The following is a 17,259-nucleotide window of genomic DNA, read 5'->3' on the forward strand; positions in this document are numbered from 1 at the left end:
GACTATATTGTAGCAACGGATTTTAATCCGTTGAAAATAAAAATAAAATTAAAAACATATGAAATTAGAAGATTTTGATAACGACGAAGACAAAGTGATTCAAGACAAATTGAAACGCAAAACTTGGAATGAAATTCGAACCAATGATAGCTGGGCGATTTTCAAAATTATGTCAGAATTCGTTAATGGATACGAGACTATGAGTCGTATTGGTCCTTGTGTGACTATTTTTGGTTCGGCTCGTCTAAAACCTGACACCCCTTACTATTTATTGGCTGAGAAAATTGCTTATAAAATTAGTAAAGCAGGTTATGGAATCATCACGGGTGGTGGGCCTGGAATTATGGAGGCGGGAAACAAAGGTGCTCATTTAGGTGGAGGAACTTCTGTGGGTTTAAACATTGAATTGCCATTTGAACAACATTTCAATCCATATATCGACCATGATAAAAACTTAAATTTTGATTACTTTTTTGTTCGAAAAGTCATGTTTGTAAAATATTCACAAGGATTTGTAGTAATGCCGGGTGGTTTTGGCACAATGGATGAATTATTCGAAGCTATTACTTTGATTCAGACTAAAAAAATTGGAAAGTTCCCGATAATATTAGTTGGAACTAGCTTCTGGTCGGGATTAATAGATTGGATCAAAAGCGTATTAGTGGAAAGGGAACATACTGTAAGTGAAGAAGATTTGAACTTATTTAAATTAGTAGATACTGAAGATGAAGTGCTCGATGTTTTGGATAAGTTTTATAAAAAATATGACTTAAGTCCCAATTTTTAAGCAAACGAACAGCCCAATAGGGATCTTTAATTTTAAAAAAAAATCTATTCACCATTAAGTTATTTAAGGTTGATTAAGCAGTAATAAACTTAATTTTCATAATCTCTTATTGGTGAAGAATTTTTCTTCAAATCCATACAATTCATGGTAAACTTGTCATAGTAACACATATATTTCAACTATTGTCCGTACTTTTATGAAGTATAAATTGTAATTCAATTCCCTCAGCCCAATTGTATCGATGCCAAAATTCCTATTTTTTATTAGCTTACTGGTGTTTTCTTTATCACAAAAGATAAGTGGGCAGCATCATATTCAACTGAAAGCAACCGTAAATTGGACCAATAAATCAATTTATGTTGAACAAAAAATAGATTTTATTAATACTTCTACAGATACGCTAAAAACCATTCTTCTCAATGACTGGAATCATTCTTATTCAGGGAACAACACTCCCTTAGCTAATCGGTTTTCAGATGAATTTTATAGAGGTTTTCATCTAGCATCAAAGGAAGAATATGGTGCTACTAAAAATTTGATTATTGAGTCAACTAATCAAAATATTAGTTGGAAAAGAGTCGATCAACATCCCGATTTAATAGAAATTAAACTCGATAAACCTATATTACCACAAGAAAAAATTAGTTTTGAATTGAGTTATGTAGCCAAAATTCCGAGCGACCGTTTTACAGGAATAGGATATTCCGCAAAAAAAATGGTTTTAAAAGATTGGTTCTTAGTTCCTGCCCGTTATGAAAACCATCAATTTGTTCGGTATAGCAATGCCAATCTAGAAGATATTGCCAATTCAATTTCGGATTATACCCTCGACCTCAAAGTGCCTTCGCTTTTTGCAGTAACTTCTGATTTAAATAGTATTCAAAATTCGAATGACAACGCCTCAGATCATTATGTTTTAACTGGAAAAAAAAGAAACACAATGAGCTTGTATCTTGAACACAAAAACAGTTTTATGAATTATAAAAATGATTTTGTTGAGATTCAAACTAATATGAAAGATTATCAGATCAACCCCATTCATAAAGCGGTAATTATTGATAAAATTGCGCATTTTACTCGCGAAAAACTAGGTCAGTTACCGCAAGAAAAAATTACAATTTCACAAGCTGATTATGACCATAATCCTTTTTATGGACTGAATCAGTTACCTTCCTTTTTGAGTCCGTTTAGCAATGAATTTATCTTTGAGTTACAATTTTTAAAAACCTATCTCAATAATTATTTAAAAACCAGCTTGCGACTGGACCCAAGAAAAGACAATTGGATTTATGATGGTATTCAGATTTTTGCCATGATACAGTACATTGAGCTTTATCATCCTGACAGTAAAATGCTGGGATCTATTGGAAAAATAAAACTATTAAAAAGCTATCATTTGGTTCATTTAGATTTTAATGAGCAATATAGTTATTTCTATACGTTAATGGCTCGAAAAAATTTGGATCAATCTTTGAATGACCCGAAGAATTCTTTAATAAAATTCAACGAGCAAATCGCGAATAAATACAAAGCCGGCTTGAGTTTTCGCTATTTAGACGCTGTCTTAGAACAACAAAAAGTGCCACAAAGTATTCTCGAATTTCTTGCAATTAATCAGCAGCAGCAAACCTGTAGCGATGATTTTAAAACCATCTTAGTCCAAAAAGCCCAACGCCCTTTAAACTGGTTTTTTGATACGATTATTGACTCCAGAAAACTAGTAGATTACAAATTTGAAAAAGTACAAAAAACAAACGATAGTATTTCATTCTCAGTCAAAAGCAAAACTAAAATTACTGTGCCAGTACCAGTTTATGGCATCAAAAACAATGCTGTTGTTTTTAGCAAATGGTTAGAAGTAGCCAAAAATCCTGATTCTACTTATACCATCCCAAGAAAAGGAGCTGAAAAGATTATTCTAAATTACAAAAATGAAGTCCCGGAGTTTAATTTGAGAAACAACTGGAAAAAACTTGAAGGTTTTTTTCCTAATAATCGTCCTTTGAAGTTGGCTTTTTTAAAAGATTTAGAAGACCCATATTATAACCAAATCTTGTACACTCCTGTCATTGGATTCAATGTGTATGATGGTTTTTCACCTGGAATTCGTCTACACAACAAAACCATTTTAAACAAACCTTTCACTTTTGATTTGAGTCCAATGTATTCTATCAAAGCTAAAACGTTCTCTGGTTCTGGTTTTTTTACAGTAAATCAGCTGTATAGAGAGAGTCGTCTGTACAATGTCCGCTATTCTTTAGGGGCCTCCTATTTTCATTATGCACCTGATGCCACATATTTACGATTGAATCCGATGGTTCAAATGCAAATCAGAAGTACTGATTTTCGCGATAACAGAAAACAAATTATAGTACTAAGACAAGTGATGGTGGAACGACAAAAAAGCGAAATTGTCAATGACAATTCTCTTTTAAACTATGCGGTTTTTAACGCAAGATACCTTAACTCCAAAACAGAAATCACTAATCACTTAAGCTTTTCAACTGATTTACAACTTTCCAAAACATTCGGTAAAACTGCCATTGAGGCGCAATACCGTCAATTATTCAGAAATAGTCGTCAATTAAACTTGAGGCTATATGCCGGAAAGTTTTTGTACAATACTTCCACCAGTTCTGACTTCTTTAGCTTTGCTTTAGATCGCCCAACGGACTATTTATTCGATTATAATTATTATGGTCGCTCAGAAAATAATGGTTTTTTTAGTCGACAATTTATTATGGCTGAAGGAGGATTCAAATCAAAACTCAGTACTCCTTATGCTAATCAATGGCTTACAAGTTGTAATGCTAGTTTCAATATTTGGAATTGGGTTGAAATTTATGGAGATCTAGGTTGGCTTAAAAATAGAGGAATGACTCCTTTATTTGTATACGACAGCGGTATCAGATTAAATTTATTACCTGATTATTTCGAACTTTTTTTTCCAATATATTCCAGCAATGGATGGGAAATTTCACAAGAAAATTATCATCAGAAAATTCGCTTTGTCGTTACACTTGACCCAGGTAAGCTCGTAACTCTATTTACAAGAAAATGGTTTTAAAAACGTGTTAAAAGGATTTAAAATATGCGTATATAATAATTTTTTAATAATTTTTAAGGTAATTTAATAATTTATACCTACATATAATTGCATTTGATTGAAAATAATTTAATTTTATTTTATGTAACGAATTATGAAAATCACTTGTTTTTAAGTAAGTTTGCATAAAATTACTAGCTACAGTATCATGGTAAAAGAACAACACAACACTACATTAACTTTTGAAGACTTTAAAACAGAAGTTATATCTGACTATACACTAGCCGTAACGAGTCGTGAATGCAGTCTTTTAGGTCGTAAAGAAGTGCTCACTGGAAAAGCAAAATTTGGTATTTTTGGTGATGGAAAGGAAGTACCACAATTAGCGATGGCCAAAGCTTTTCAAAATGGTGATTTTCGCTCTGGATACTACCGAGACCAAACGTTTATGATGGCCATTGGGGAACTAACTGTTGCACAATTTTTTGCAGGTTTATACGGCCATACCGATCTTAGTTTTGATCCCATGTCTGCGGGAAGACAAATGGGAGGGCATTTTGTTACCCATAGCTTGAACGAGGATGGTTCATGGAAAAATTTAACACAACAAAAAAATTCAAGTGCAGATATTTCACCTACTGCAGGTCAAATGCCACGATTACTTGGACTAGCCCAAGCCTCTAAAATTTACAGAAATGTATCTGGTATCACAAATGCCGCTAATTTTTCCACTAACGGAAACGAAATCGCTTGGGGAACTATCGGTAATGCTAGCACTTCTGAAGGGTTATTTTTCGAAACTATCAATGCTGCCGGTGTATTACAAGTTCCTATGGTGATGAGCGTTTGGGATGATGAATATGGAATCTCTGTACATGCCAAACACCAAACCACCAAAGAAAATATTTCAGAAATCCTAAAAGGATACCAACGTGATGAAACCGGAAATGGTTATGAAATACTAAGAGTAAAAGGTTGGGATTATGCCGAATTAATCACCATTTACGAAAAAGCAGCGGCTATTGCTCGTGAACAACACGTTCCCGTTTTAATTCATGTACAACAACTCACTCAACCCCAAGGCCACTCTACCTCAGGTTCTCACGAACGTTATAAAAACAGTGAGCGATTAGCTTGGGAGAGAGAATACGACTGTTTACGACAAATGCGACTTTGGATGATTGCTATAAACATTGCTTCTCCTGAAGAATTAGATAGCATTGAAGAAAATGCTAAAAAAATTGTTTTAGAAGCTAAAAAACAAGCCTGGAACAACTTCATACAACCCATAATCAACGAACAAAAAGAGTTAATAGCATTACTAGAATCCATTGTCAATACAAGCACCAATAAAGAGTTCATTACAAAACACATTGCTGAACTAAAAACTATAAAAAATCCACTAAAAAAAGAAATTTTGGTGGCAGCCCGTAAATCCTTGCGTTTACTTATCAATCAAAAAGGTCATTCCGAACTATCAGAATGGATTACAAATTACTTGGCCATAACACAACCTAAATTTAGTAGCAATTTACATTCAGAGTCTGCACACAACAGTAGTAGCATCCAAAAAGTAGCGGCAACTTATAACGAAAATGCAAAAGCAGATACGGATGGCAGAATGATTTTAAGAGATAATTTTGATGCTTTATTTCATAAACACCCCGAATTATTAATTTTTGGAGAGGATGCAGGTGCTATTGGTGATGTCAACCAAGGCTTAGAAGGCATGCAAGAAAAATATGGAGAATTACGAGTTGCAGACACTGGAATTCGTGAAGCTACTATACTCGGACAAGGCATCGGAATGGCTCTACGAGGATTACGTCCCATAGCCGAAATTCAATATTTAGATTATCTATTGTACGCCATCCAAATTATGAGTGATGATTTGGCTACTTTACAATACCGAACAGTAGGCAAACAAAAAGCACCATTAATCGTTCGTACTCGTGGTCATCGCTTGGAAGGAATTTGGCACTCAGGATCTCCCATGGGAATGATTATCAATGCCCTTAGAGGAATGCATGTTTTAGTTCCTAGAAATATGACTCAAGCTGCAGGATTTTACAACTCACTCTTAGAATGTGACGAACCGGCTTTAGTGATTGAATGCTTAAATGGTTACCGTTTGAAAGAAGTAGCACCAAATAATTATGGTGAATTCAAAACACCAATTGGAGTTGTTGAAACATTGAAAGAAGGAACAGACATTACTTTAGTGTCTTACGGATCAACTTTGCGTTTAGTACAACAAGCCGCTAACGAACTTTTAGAGGTGGAAATCAATTGTGAAGTTATCGATGTGCAGTCATTACTTCCTTTTGACTTGAATCATGATATTGTAAAAAGTTTAGCTAAAACGAATCGCCTTTTAGTCATCGACGAAGATGTTCCAGGTGGTGCTTCGGCCTATCTTTTACAACAAATTACAGAAATTCAAGACGGTTACAAATACTTAGATAGTAAGCCTGAAACACTTACCGCCAAAGCACATCGCCCCGCTTATGGAACCGATGGAGATTATTTTTCAAAACCATCTGCTGAAGATATTTTCGAAAAAGTATACAGCATGATGCACGAAAGCAATCCTGCTAAATTTCCTAGGTTATACTAAAAAATAAACACTTATAAAAAATGCCGTTTCTACTAGGAACGGCATTTTTATTTATACAATAAATATTTTGCTATATACTTTTTTTATTACTTTTAAAACTCAATAAAAAAAGGAATGACCTCACTTGAACAAGTATTACAAAAACTCGAAGGAATAAAAGTAATTGCTCCCGCAGTCCCTTTTTCTTCCTATGTTGCCTTAGACTTATCCATTCACAATCAAGAATTAACAAACTATAATCTAACTACTTCTGCTGATTTTGAAAATTATATCGAAAACTATTTAAAGGCAAATCAAGCTAACATCGCTTATGGCGGATATCAAGAAACAAGAAACTTATATAAAAGAAGCCACGTGTTCAATACTTCAGAGGAAGAAGAACGCAATATACACATTGGATTAGATTTATGGACAACTGCTAATACTTCCGTTTTAGCTGCGTTAGATGGAAAAATTCACAGCTTTCAATTCAATAATCAACTGGGAGATTACGGCCCCACCATTATACTAGAACATGAAATTGACAATCATCATTTCTACACTTTATACGGACACTTGTCCCTAGAGAGCATTCAAAACCTTACTAAAGGACAAATTGTAAAAAAAGGAGAACAAATAGCAACATTAGGAAAGTCAAGCGTAAACGGAGATTATGCGCCACATTTACACTTTCAAATCATTAAAGATATAGAAAACAAAGAAGGTGATTACCCAGGAGTATGTAGCCAAACCACTCTTTCATTTTATCTTGAAAATTGTCCAGACCCGAATTTACTATTAAAAATCAACTACTAATCATGCATCCAAACGAACAACTGATCCATCAATTCTATAGCGCTTTTCAAAAAGGGGACTCTCTTACCATGCAACAATGTTATCATCCCGACATTCAGTTTTGTGATCCTGCATTTGGTTTATTAAAAGACGAACAAGTGAATCTGATGTGGAAAATGCTTTTAGAAAGAGCTAAGGGAAATATCGAAATAACGTATACAGATGTCAAAGCAGATGAAAATTATGGCATCGCAAAATGGGTGGCACACTATACTTTCTCTCAAACGAATAGAAAAGTCGTTAATCATATCACAGCGGAATTCCAATTCAAAGACGGACTTATCTATAAACACACTGATGATTTTAATATATGGAAGTGGTCACAACAAGCCTTGGGATGGAAAGGACAGTTACTAGGCTGGACAGGCTTTTTTCAAAAGAAAATTCAAGAAAAAGCATTGTATTCATTAAAAAAATATAGTGAACGTTAAACATCAAAAAAAGGGCTATCAAGAAAAAATTCTTCATAGCCCTTTTTTATATATTGTTTGTTACCTACAAAAAGATACTTAGTATGTAGTAAGTAATCGCTGCTAACAATCCAGAAATTGGAATGGTTAACACCCAAGCCCACATCAAACTAACCGTTACTCCCCAACGAACGGCAGAAACTCTATTCGTTAATCCTACTCCAATAATGGAACCTGTAATAGTATGAGTTGTACTTACCGGAATTTTCAAATGTTCTGTAAAATACAAGGTCAATGCTCCAGCTGTTTCAGCAGCAACTCCTTCAAATGAAGTTACTTTAGTGATTTTTGACCCCATGGTTTTCACAATTTTCCAACCACCGCTTAAAGTCCCTAAAGCGATAGCAGTGTAACAAGCTAACGGAATCCATGAAGGCATTACTCCTTTAATTCCTTTATCTTCATTAGGAAGAATTACATTTAAATCTATCCACCAAGAAGACATATCAAAATTTGGATTCTTAGCTAAGAAAACTGCAACTGCTGCAGCAATAATCCCCATTACTTTTTGAGAATCATTCCCACCGTGTCCTAAACTAAAGGCAGCAGAAGACAGTAATTGAAACTTTTTCAACCAAGAATTTGCTTGATGAATATTTAAACTACTAAACATCAAACAGAAAGAACTGATCGACAATATAATAAAAGCCACTAATAACCATTTGATATTGTGTGCTTCAAAAGCAACACTCCAAAAATGAGAATCAAATCTCGGCTTTTCAATATCCGCATAATATTTCATTTGTTTTTCAACAAACCAAATCGTTAATGCCATAAGTGACACTGTAAAAATCTTAGGATAAATACTTTTCTTAGAGGAATTCAATAGCCAAATTGAAATCAAATAGGACATCAAAGCACCTAATAACGGGGCCAACACAATGAAAGCGATTACTATCAAGACTCCCGTAGGCAATCCTCCATCTTTCCCTTCTTTGAACCAAGTTACTACTCCAAAACCCGCATGAGCAATGGCCGCACCCGCAAAACCACCAATTAAGGTATGAGAAGAACTCGACGGAATACCCAACCACCAAGTTAATAAATTCCAACAAATAGCAGCAATCACTCCCGCTAAAATCACCACTAGATTAATATCCATGGTACTAGCCGTTTTTGCAACTGTATCGGCCACACCAAAACCAAAAACCCAATAGGCCAAGAAGTTAAAAAAAGCAGCCCAAAGCACCGCTTGAAAAGGAGATAAAACTTTGGTCGCAACTACAGTGGCAATAGCATTAGCCGCATCGTGAAACCCATTGATATAATCAAAGATGAGCGCTAAAACTATAATAATTATTAATAATGTAAATTCCATAATTATATTTTAAAAAGCAAAAGAGTTTAGGAGTGTTTTACAGTGATAGATTCTAAAACACTTGCCACACTCTTGCATTTGTCTGTAGCGGTTTCTAATACCGACAGCACTTCTTTATACTTAATGATATTTTTCACATCTGTTTCGTTTTCGAAAATTTCAAAAACAGCTTTATTGTATACATTATCCGACTTGTTTTCTAATTTATTGATTTTAGAACAAGCATTAGTAATGGTTTTCATGCGCTCTAAATTCTTCAATTCTTTTACTGCTTCGTCGATATGTTGACAAGCTTCCAAATTGATTTCAGTAAGTTTACGAATTGATTTTGTGATTTTATCCACTTGGTACAAACGCATTCTACTGGCTGCACCATGCAAATTATCCGCGACATTGTCTATAGAAGTAATCAAAGAGTGAATATCCTCTCTGTCAAATGGAGTAATGAAATTTCTACTCAACTCTAAATTAGTTTGACGTGTTATATCTTCTCCGCGTTGCTCTAATTGATCAATTTTCAAAAATAAATCTTCTCTTTCTTTTAAAGGCAAATTAACTGCTTCGTGCAAATTAGAAGCTAATTCAATCAAATTACTTGAGGCTTCTTCGAATAAAGGAAAGAACTTTTTGTCTTTTGGAACTAAAAATTGGAATAAACTATTAATTGTCATTTTTTTTCTATTTAGAATTGCAAAATTAAATCATTATTTACAGTTAATGTTAGCTTAATGTTATCAATTCATCCTCAACTTGAAAACTATTGAGGAACCGAATTGTGTTTTCTATATCATAATGCAAAATGCGATCTTCCTTAACAAATGGCACTTCCTCACGATAGACTTGCAAAAACATTTCAATAAAATCACTTGATTTTAAAGGTCTTCTGAATGCGATGGCTTGAGAAGCATTCATCAACTCAATGGCTAAAATGCGCTCTAAATTATCTAATACTTTTAGACATTTGGTAGCACCATTAGCCCCCATACTTACATGATCTTCCTGACCATTACTAGACACAATACTATCAATACTAGCTGGTGTTGCTAATTGTTTGTTTTGACTTGCAATACTAGCGGCTGTATATTGTGGAATCATAAAACCAGAATTCAATCCAGGATTATCTACTAAAAACGCTGGAAGATTTCGTAATCCAGAAATCAATTGATAGGTTCTTCTCTCGGAAATACTTCCTAATTCCGCCAAAGCAATCGCCATGAAATCTAAAGCCAAAGCTAAAGGCTGCCCATGAAAGTTCCCTCCAGAAATGATTTGGTCACTTTCTATAAAAATATTTGGGTTATCAGTAACAGAATTTATCTCGGTTTTAAAGACTTTTTTCACATATTCCATAGCATCTTTTGACGCTCCATGCACTTGTGGAATGCAGCGAAACGAGTAAGGATCTTGTACATGCAATTTGTTTTGTTCAATAATCTGACTGCCTTCTAAGAATTCATTTATACGTTGTGCGGTTACAATTTGTCCTTTATGAGGTCTAATATAATGTATTAATTCATTAAACGGTTCAATTCGTCCATCAAAAGCCTCTAGGGAAATTGCTCCTATCAAATCAGCGAAATAAGACAACTTATACCCTTTTATAAGAATGTGCGCGCCATAAGCAGCCATAAATTGTGTTCCGTTCAACAAAGCCAAACCTTCTTTAGACTGCAAAACAATTGGCTCCCATTGAAACCTTGTCAGTATCTCAGACGAGTTCCATTTTTTTCCTTCAAAATACACTTCGCCCTCACCTAATAAAGGCAATGACAAATGTGCTAAAGGTGCTAAATCTCCTGATGCTCCAAGAGAACCCAATGTATAAACAACAGGATAAATTCCATTATTGTAAAAATCAACCAAGCGTTCTACTGTTTGCATTTGCACCCCAGAATAACCATAGCTTAATGATTGAATCTTCAATAACAACATCAATTGAACAATAGCAGTCGGTACTTCTTCACCTGTGCCACAAGCATGCGATTTAACTAAATTCTCTTGTAACTTCGACAAATTTTCATTGGAAATTTTCACATTACACAAAGAACCAAAACCCGTATTTATGCCATAAATAGGTTCGTTATGAGTGGCCATTTTTTTATCCAAGAAATCCCTACATTTCTGAATATTCACTTTTGCTTCTTCAGAGAGCGCAATAGGCTTTTGAGAGCTAATAATCTCTTGTAATGCTTCAAAAGTAAGGAGTTCGGTAGAAATATAATGCGTATTATCCATTTTAAGAATCGTTTAAGCTCCAAAATTGAATAAATTCACATTAAAAACCAACTGAAAATAGAAATAATTTAAAAAAATAAGTGCTCCAACTATTTAAACATGTATAATAATCTAAATCTTTCATTCATTATCATAACTAGCAACATTTCACTAAGTCTTTCCATAATTATGGCCCTTCTTTTACAAAAAAAGAACTATAAATTAAACAACAATAAAGAAAACCCTATCGGACAACTATAGTAAACAAAGCAAAAATCATAATCATTTTCAAGTAAAAATAAATTATCTGTAATTTTATGAATTATGATTCAATATTTTTAAAATATTCGCAAAAAGACTAAACAGTTCCACATCTTTACAAAAAAACTGTACTTTTGGATCATCAAAATGAAAAAAGGGAACAGCACATACACACTACTACAAACAACACCAGCAGGGGTTGATTTTGCCGTTACCACCATTACTACCACCACTACTACCCTTTAGGGGTATACATTATTACATATCATCCGTTTATATCCCATCTATTGTATAGAAAATAGACTTTTGGGAGGCAGCAAACATTACCATTCAATTAAATAAAATAAAAAATGAGAGTATTAAAATTTGGCGGAACTTCCGTAGCCAATGCCGATAATATCAAATTAGCCCTAGCCATCATTGCAAAAAAAGCAGAAAAAGAACCTTTAGCAGTTGTTGTATCCGCCTTGAGCAAAGTCACAGATTTACTACAACTAGCTGCCCATAAAGCAGCTAATAATGATGAAAACTTTAGAGAAATTGTTCTAGAAATAGAAAAAAAACACTTAGACACACTAAAACAATTAATTCCAGTTGGCGAACAAAGTGCATTATTGAGTCACATCAAACGCATCATTAATCACCTAGAAACGCTATTGGATGGCTGTTTTTTGTTGGGCGAATTATCCCCTAGAACTTCCGATACCATTTTGAGTTTTGGCGAATTGTTGTCGTCCTTTATCATCGCAGAGGCTTTAAAACAAAATTTAAAAAATACTACGTATAAGGACAGTCGCGAATTGATCAAAACGAACGCTTCTTTCGGTAAAGCAAGCGTGAATTTTGAACTAAGCAATAGTTTGATTCAAAGTTTTTTTAAAAATAATAGTGTCCAAGTAGTGTTACTTCCAGGATTTATCGCCGCTACTGAGGACGGGATTACAACAACTTTAGGTCGTGGTGGTTCCGATTATACTGCCGCAATTTTTGCCAGTGCTTTGGCTGCTGACGAATTGGAAATTTGGACTGATGTAAACGGAATGTATACTGCTAACCCGAAATTGGTAAAACAAGCGCAACCTATCGCTACTATTTCCTATCAAGAAGCTATGGAATTATCGCATTTTGGAGCCAAAGTATTGTACCCTCCCACTATTCAGCCGGTTTTACAGCAAAATATTCCTATTTGGATTAAAAACACTTTTGAGCCAGAAGCTGAAGGCACTTTTATTTCGAACACAATTGTCGCTAATGGTTCACCTGTAAAAGGAATCAGTCACATTGACAACATCACATTGGTAACGCTCGAAGGCTCGGGAATGATTGGCGTAGCGGGTTCTTCCAAACGTCTTTTTGAAGTGTTGTCTAACGAAAAAATCAATGTAATATTCATTACTCAGGCCTCTTCAGAACATTCAATTTGTATTGGAATTTTAAATTCTGATGCTGAAAATGCCGAAATCGCCATCAACAAAGCCTTTGAAATTGAAATTGGACAAAACAAAGTAGAACCTTGCATCGTTGAAAAAAACTTATGCATCATTGCTTTGGTAGGTGAAAACATGAAAAATCACCAAGGACTCAGCGGACGAATGTTTAGTACTTTAGGGAAAAACAATGTCAATATCCGCGCTATTGCACAAGGCGCTTCAGAGAGAAACATTTCGGTAGTAATTAACGAAAGAGATGTTAAAAAAGCACTGAACACACTACATGAAAACTTCTTTGAAGAAAACACCAAACAACTCAACTTATTTGTGATGGGTGTGGGTAATGTAGGTGAAAAATTCATGGGGCAAATTCACCAACAAAAGAAATTCCTAAAAGAAAATCTAAAAATAAATTTGCGTGTTATAGCGGTTTCTAACTCTAGAAAAATGTATTTTGATGAAGAAGGGATGTCGCTCAAAGAGTGGTCGTCACTTTTAGCAAATGGCGAACCTGCCAATGCTGAAGCTTTTATCGCTAAAGTAAAGGAACTCAATTTGCGCAACAGTATTTTTGTAGACATTACCGCCAACGAAAATGTATCTAAGCTTTATGAACAATTTTTGAGACAAAACGTAGCAGTAGTGACTTGCAACAAAATTGCTTGTTCTTCGGCGTATGCCAATTATCAAAACCTTAAAAATTTATCCCGAAAATACAATGCCCCTTTCTTATTCGAAACCAATGTAGGTGCTGGGTTACCAATTATTGATACAGTCAAAAACTTAATTGCATCAGGCGACAAAGTGCACAAAATTCAAGCGGTTTTATCGGGAAGTTTGAATTTCATCTTTAATAATTTCGGTCCAAATTATTCTTTTCACGATGTAGTAAAAGAAGCAGGTGTTCAAGGATTCACAGAGCCCGATCCAAAAATCGATTTGAGCGGTGTTGATGTCGCAAGAAAAATTTTAATTCTTATACGAGAAAGCGGTTATCAAATGGAAATTGAAGACATTGAAAATCTTTCTTTCTTGCCAGACGAATGCATGAAGACAACTAACAATGAAGATTTCTTCCAATCACTTCTTGCAAATGCCTCCCATTTTGAGCACTTGTTAAAAGAAGCCAACGAAAAAGAATCCCGTCTAAAATTTGTCGCACAATTCGAAAACGGCAAAGCCAATGTCGGATTACAATGCATCACCAAAGATCATCCATTTTATAACTTAGAAGGAAAAGACAACATTGTGTTATTCTACACCGATCGTTATGTAGACCAACCCTTATTGATTAAAGGCGCTGGTGCAGGAGCTGCTGTTACTGCTTCAGGAATTTTTGCCGATGTCATTCGTATTGGAAATGTGTAAAAAGAGTTACTGAGACACTAAGTTCCTTAGCCCCTAAGACAATTCAAACTTAGAACAATAAAAACTTAGCTACTCAGAAACTAAGAAACTAAAAAAAATGAAAGAAATAAAACTATTTTGTCCAGCTACTATCGCTAATCTTTCTTGTGGATTTGATGTATTGGGCTTGTGTTTGGCCACTGCAGGCGACGAAATGATTGTGCGGACTTCTACCGAAAAAGGCGTTCGCATCACGAAAATTATGGGTGCCGATTTGCCTTTAGAAACCGAGAAAAATGTAGCTGGAGTAGCTGCTTTGGCACTGCTAGAAGCTTTTGAAACAGAAATGGGTTTTGAAATCGAAATCTACAAAAAAATTAAAGCAGGAAGTGGTATTGGAAGTAGCGCCGCAAGTTCAGCCGGAGCCGTTTTTGGAATTAATGAATTGCTTGGCCGACCATTTTCGCGCAAAGAATTGGTGCAATTTGCCATGCAAGGCGAAAAACTAGCCAGTGGCAATGCCCATGCTGATAATGTAGCTCCTTGCCTTTTGGGTGGTTTCACTTTGGTGCGAAGTTCTAATCCTTTAGACATTATCAAAATCGACAGTCCTTCAGAGCTTTATGCTACCGTAGTTCATCCACAAATTGAACTTAAAACTTCGGATGCGCGTTCGGTTTTAAAACAAACTGTTTCCCTAAAAAGTGCTATTACTCAATGGGGCAATGTGGGTGGTTTAATCGCTGGTTTATACACCCAAGATTATGATCTTATTGGGCGATCATTGCATGACGAAATCATAGAACCCGTTCGCAGTATGTTGATTCCGGGTTTTGATACCATCAAACAAACCGCTTACGAAAACGGCGCTTTGGGATCTGGAATTTCAGGTTCTGGTCCTTCAATTTTCGCACTGAGCAGAGGTGAAAACACAGCCAAAAAAATAGCTAATGCAATGAGTAAAGTCTATGAAGAAATGAATTTACCCTACGAAATCCACGTGTCGAAAATTAATCCAGATGGAGTTACAATAATTTAAGAATTATGATTAACGATTTTTGATTTCAGATATGAAGCACGTTCAAAAAAATCCTAAATCACAAATCCTTAATCTTTAATCAAAAATCGCAATGAAATACTACAGTTTAAATCATAATGCACCCAACGTTTCTTTTGAGGAAGCGGTGGTACAAGGATTGGCCTCCGATAAAGGCTTATATTTTCCCGAATCAATTAGCCCGTTGGCAACCGACTTTTTTGAAAACATCGAAAATTTATCACACGAAGAGATTGCATTTCAAGCCATTCAACAATTTGTGGGTAACGAAATTCCAGCCGACACTTTACGTCAAATCATAGCCGAAACGCTTTGCTTTGATTTCCCAGTAGTCGAGGTAGAAGAAGGTATTTATTCGTTAGAATTATTTCACGGCCCAACGATGGCATTCAAAGATGTTGGGGCACGTTTCATGTCACGTTGCATCGCCTATTTTAACCGAAACGATTCTTCAAAAAAGAACACAGTATTGGTAGCCACTTCTGGTGATACAGGAGGCGCAGTGGCGAGTGGTTTTCTAGGTGTGACTGGCGTAGAAGTGGTGATTTTATATCCATCAGGCAAAGTGAGCGACATTCAAGAACGCCAATTGACCACTTTGGGACAGAACATCAAAGCGCTCGAAGTTGATGGTGTTTTTGACGATTGTCAAGATATGGTTAAAAAAGCCTTTTTGGATCCCGATTTGGCCGATGTTCCTTTAACCTCTGCGAATTCCATCAACATTGCCCGTTGGTTACCCCAAATGTTCTACTTTTTCTTTGCTTACAAAGCCTTGAAACAACATCAAAAACCCTTGGTCTTTTCCTGTCCAAGCGGAAATTTCGGAAACATTTGCGCAGGCATCATTGCGAAGAAATTAGGGGTACCCATCGAACATTTTGTAGCGGCTACTAATGCCAATGATACCGTACCACGTTTCCTAGAAAATGGCGTTTATGACCCAAAACCTTCCATCGCAACAATTTCGAATGCTATGGATGTGGGCAATCCAAGTAATTTTGTGCGCATTCAAGAACTATATCAACACGATATGAAGCAATTCGAAAAAGACTTTTCGTCCTATACCTTTAGCGATGCTGCTACACTTGAGGCTATGAAAACAATTCAACAACAAAAAGGCTACATCGCAGAACCACACGGAGCGATAGGTTATTTAGGATTGAAAAAAGAGTTGCAAAACCATCACGAAGCCTTGGGGATTTTCCTCGAAACCGCACACCCTATTAAGTTTTTAGACATCGTAGAACCCGCATTAGGTGTGACTTTACCTATTCCGCCACAAATAGAAAGTGTCTTAAACCAAGATAAAATAAGCACCAAAATCAAAACCTACGAGGAACTGAAAGCGTTTTTACAAAATCAATAATTCCTCCTCTTTCCTATTCATAAGCGATTTCTGTAAAGGAATCGCTTTTTTTTTAGACTCCTACAAATTACCAAAAAAGTATTTAACTTCAATTTTCAAAAATTAGGAAATACTGCTACCCAGAGGTCAAGATAAAAACACTTTGACAATTCACAAATATCTTTTTTCATTTAACCTCATAATACACTACTTTGCGATCTTTGAGTATGTATTTGAACCATGTAAATATTAAGGCATTGAAGTTTTTGTTTGTGACCCTTGCGGTTAAATTACCAGTAAATCATCAAAGCAACCCTTTTTCAAATTCTAGTTCTAAAATAGATCCCAATAACTTTTTATGACAATCCTTACAGATTTTTTTGCAGTTCAGTGCACTATTTCTAATTTCTGTACACCTTTTGATTAATTTCCCTATAGAAATAATCCAACTTCCCTATATCTTTTACAAAAAAGCTATAGGGAAAATATAAAATCTAACCTTTGACCTTAAAAAGTGAAAAGGATCAAAG

The 17,259-nt window shown here is 35.2% G+C and carries 11 protein-coding genes; 8 read left to right on the forward strand and 3 right to left on the reverse strand.

What is annotated here, in order from left to right:
* Window positions 1–58: 58 nt before the first annotated feature.
* The 5 genes from ACSVH7_RS06985 (at window position 59) to ACSVH7_RS07005 (ending at window position 7,715) form a co-directional block, all read left to right on the forward strand.
* A complete protein-coding gene (locus ACSVH7_RS06985; protein ID WP_438065999.1) occupies window positions 59–787 on the forward strand; it encodes a TIGR00730 family Rossman fold protein in 729 nt (242 codons plus the stop codon).
* Between the two features lie 241 nt (window positions 788–1,028).
* Window positions 1,029–3,854, forward strand: a complete 2,826-nt coding sequence (locus ACSVH7_RS06990) for an aminopeptidase (RefSeq protein WP_438066000.1) — start codon at window positions 1,029–1,031, stop codon at window positions 3,852–3,854.
* Window positions 3,855–4,041: 187 nt separating this feature from the next.
* The gene (locus ACSVH7_RS06995) at window positions 4,042–6,450 is read left to right on the forward strand and encodes an alpha-ketoacid dehydrogenase subunit alpha/beta (RefSeq protein WP_438066001.1); all 2,409 of its coding nucleotides are present in this window, start codon (window positions 4,042–4,044) and stop codon (window positions 6,448–6,450) included.
* A 114-nt stretch (window positions 6,451–6,564) separates the two neighbouring features.
* A complete protein-coding gene (locus tag ACSVH7_RS07000) occupies window positions 6,565–7,245 on the forward strand; it encodes a peptidoglycan DD-metalloendopeptidase family protein (RefSeq protein ID WP_438066002.1) in 681 nt (226 codons plus the stop codon).
* A gap of 2 nt (window positions 7,246–7,247) precedes the next feature.
* Complete coding sequence (locus ACSVH7_RS07005; RefSeq protein ID WP_438066003.1) at window positions 7,248–7,715, forward strand: nuclear transport factor 2 family protein; 468 nt, start codon at window positions 7,248–7,250, stop codon at window positions 7,713–7,715.
* 64 nt (window positions 7,716–7,779) lie between these two features.
* Here ACSVH7_RS07005 and ACSVH7_RS07010 read toward each other — a convergent pair whose 3' ends face one another.
* From ACSVH7_RS07010 to hutH, 3 genes are read right to left on the reverse strand one after another with little or no spacing between them, the layout of a single operon-like run.
* Window positions 7,780–9,072 (reverse strand): anion permease, encoded by a 1,293-nt coding sequence (locus ACSVH7_RS07010; RefSeq protein ID WP_438066004.1) that lies wholly within the window; start codon window positions 9,070–9,072, stop codon window positions 7,780–7,782.
* Between the two features lie 26 nt (window positions 9,073–9,098).
* Window positions 9,099–9,743, reverse strand: coding sequence for a DUF47 domain-containing protein (locus tag ACSVH7_RS07015; RefSeq protein ID WP_438066005.1), 645 nt, complete (start codon window positions 9,741–9,743; stop codon window positions 9,099–9,101).
* A 49-nt stretch (window positions 9,744–9,792) separates the two neighbouring features.
* Complete coding sequence (gene hutH, locus ACSVH7_RS07020) at window positions 9,793–11,307, reverse strand: histidine ammonia-lyase (protein ID WP_438066006.1); 1,515 nt, start codon at window positions 11,305–11,307, stop codon at window positions 9,793–9,795.
* Window positions 11,308–11,897: 590 nt separating this feature from the next.
* Here hutH and thrA point away from each other — a divergent pair.
* From thrA to thrC, 3 genes are all read left to right on the forward strand, one after another.
* A complete protein-coding gene (gene thrA, locus ACSVH7_RS07025) occupies window positions 11,898–14,345 on the forward strand; it encodes a bifunctional aspartate kinase/homoserine dehydrogenase I (RefSeq protein WP_438066007.1) in 2,448 nt (815 codons plus the stop codon).
* A 97-nt stretch (window positions 14,346–14,442) separates the two neighbouring features.
* Window positions 14,443–15,363, forward strand: coding sequence for a homoserine kinase (locus ACSVH7_RS07030; RefSeq protein ID WP_438066008.1), 921 nt, complete (start codon window positions 14,443–14,445; stop codon window positions 15,361–15,363).
* A gap of 91 nt (window positions 15,364–15,454) precedes the next feature.
* Window positions 15,455–16,750 carry a threonine synthase gene (gene thrC, locus ACSVH7_RS07035; protein ID WP_438066009.1) on the forward strand — a complete coding sequence of 432 codons (1,296 nt, stop codon included), beginning with the start codon at window positions 15,455–15,457 and terminating at the stop codon, window positions 16,748–16,750.
* Window positions 16,751–17,259: the final 509 nt, after the last annotated feature.

The organism is Flavobacterium sp. TSSA_36 (genome assembly GCF_051547165.1).
Taxonomy (GTDB): Bacteria; Bacteroidota; Bacteroidia; order Flavobacteriales; family Flavobacteriaceae; genus Flavobacterium.

What these genes read in the sequence shown, in the direction of transcription:
- ACSVH7_RS06990 (WP_438066000.1), top strand. Translation starts at nt 1,029, where the DNA reads ATGCCAAAATTCCTATTTTTTATTAGCTTACTGGTGTTTTCTTTATCA.
- ACSVH7_RS06995 (WP_438066001.1), top strand. Translation starts at nt 4,042, where the DNA reads ATGGTAAAAGAACAACACAACACTACATTAACTTTTGAAGACTTTAAA.
- ACSVH7_RS07030 (WP_438066008.1), top strand. Translation starts at nt 14,443, where the DNA reads ATGAAAGAAATAAAACTATTTTGTCCAGCTACTATCGCTAATCTTTCT.
- ACSVH7_RS07000 (WP_438066002.1), top strand. Translation starts at nt 6,565, where the DNA reads ATGACCTCACTTGAACAAGTATTACAAAAACTCGAAGGAATAAAAGTA.
- ACSVH7_RS07015 (WP_438066005.1), bottom strand. Translation starts at nt 9,743, where the DNA reads ATGACAATTAATAGTTTATTCCAATTTTTAGTTCCAAAAGACAAAAAG.
- ACSVH7_RS07010 (WP_438066004.1), bottom strand. Translation starts at nt 9,072, where the DNA reads ATGGAATTTACATTATTAATAATTATTATAGTTTTAGCGCTCATCTTT.
- ACSVH7_RS06985 (WP_438065999.1), top strand. Translation starts at nt 59, where the DNA reads ATGAAATTAGAAGATTTTGATAACGACGAAGACAAAGTGATTCAAGAC.
- thrC (WP_438066009.1), top strand. Translation starts at nt 15,455, where the DNA reads ATGAAATACTACAGTTTAAATCATAATGCACCCAACGTTTCTTTTGAG.
- ACSVH7_RS07005 (WP_438066003.1), top strand. Translation starts at nt 7,248, where the DNA reads ATGCATCCAAACGAACAACTGATCCATCAATTCTATAGCGCTTTTCAA.
- hutH (WP_438066006.1), bottom strand. Translation starts at nt 11,307, where the DNA reads ATGGATAATACGCATTATATTTCTACCGAACTCCTTACTTTTGAAGCA.
- thrA (WP_438066007.1), top strand. Translation starts at nt 11,898, where the DNA reads ATGAGAGTATTAAAATTTGGCGGAACTTCCGTAGCCAATGCCGATAAT.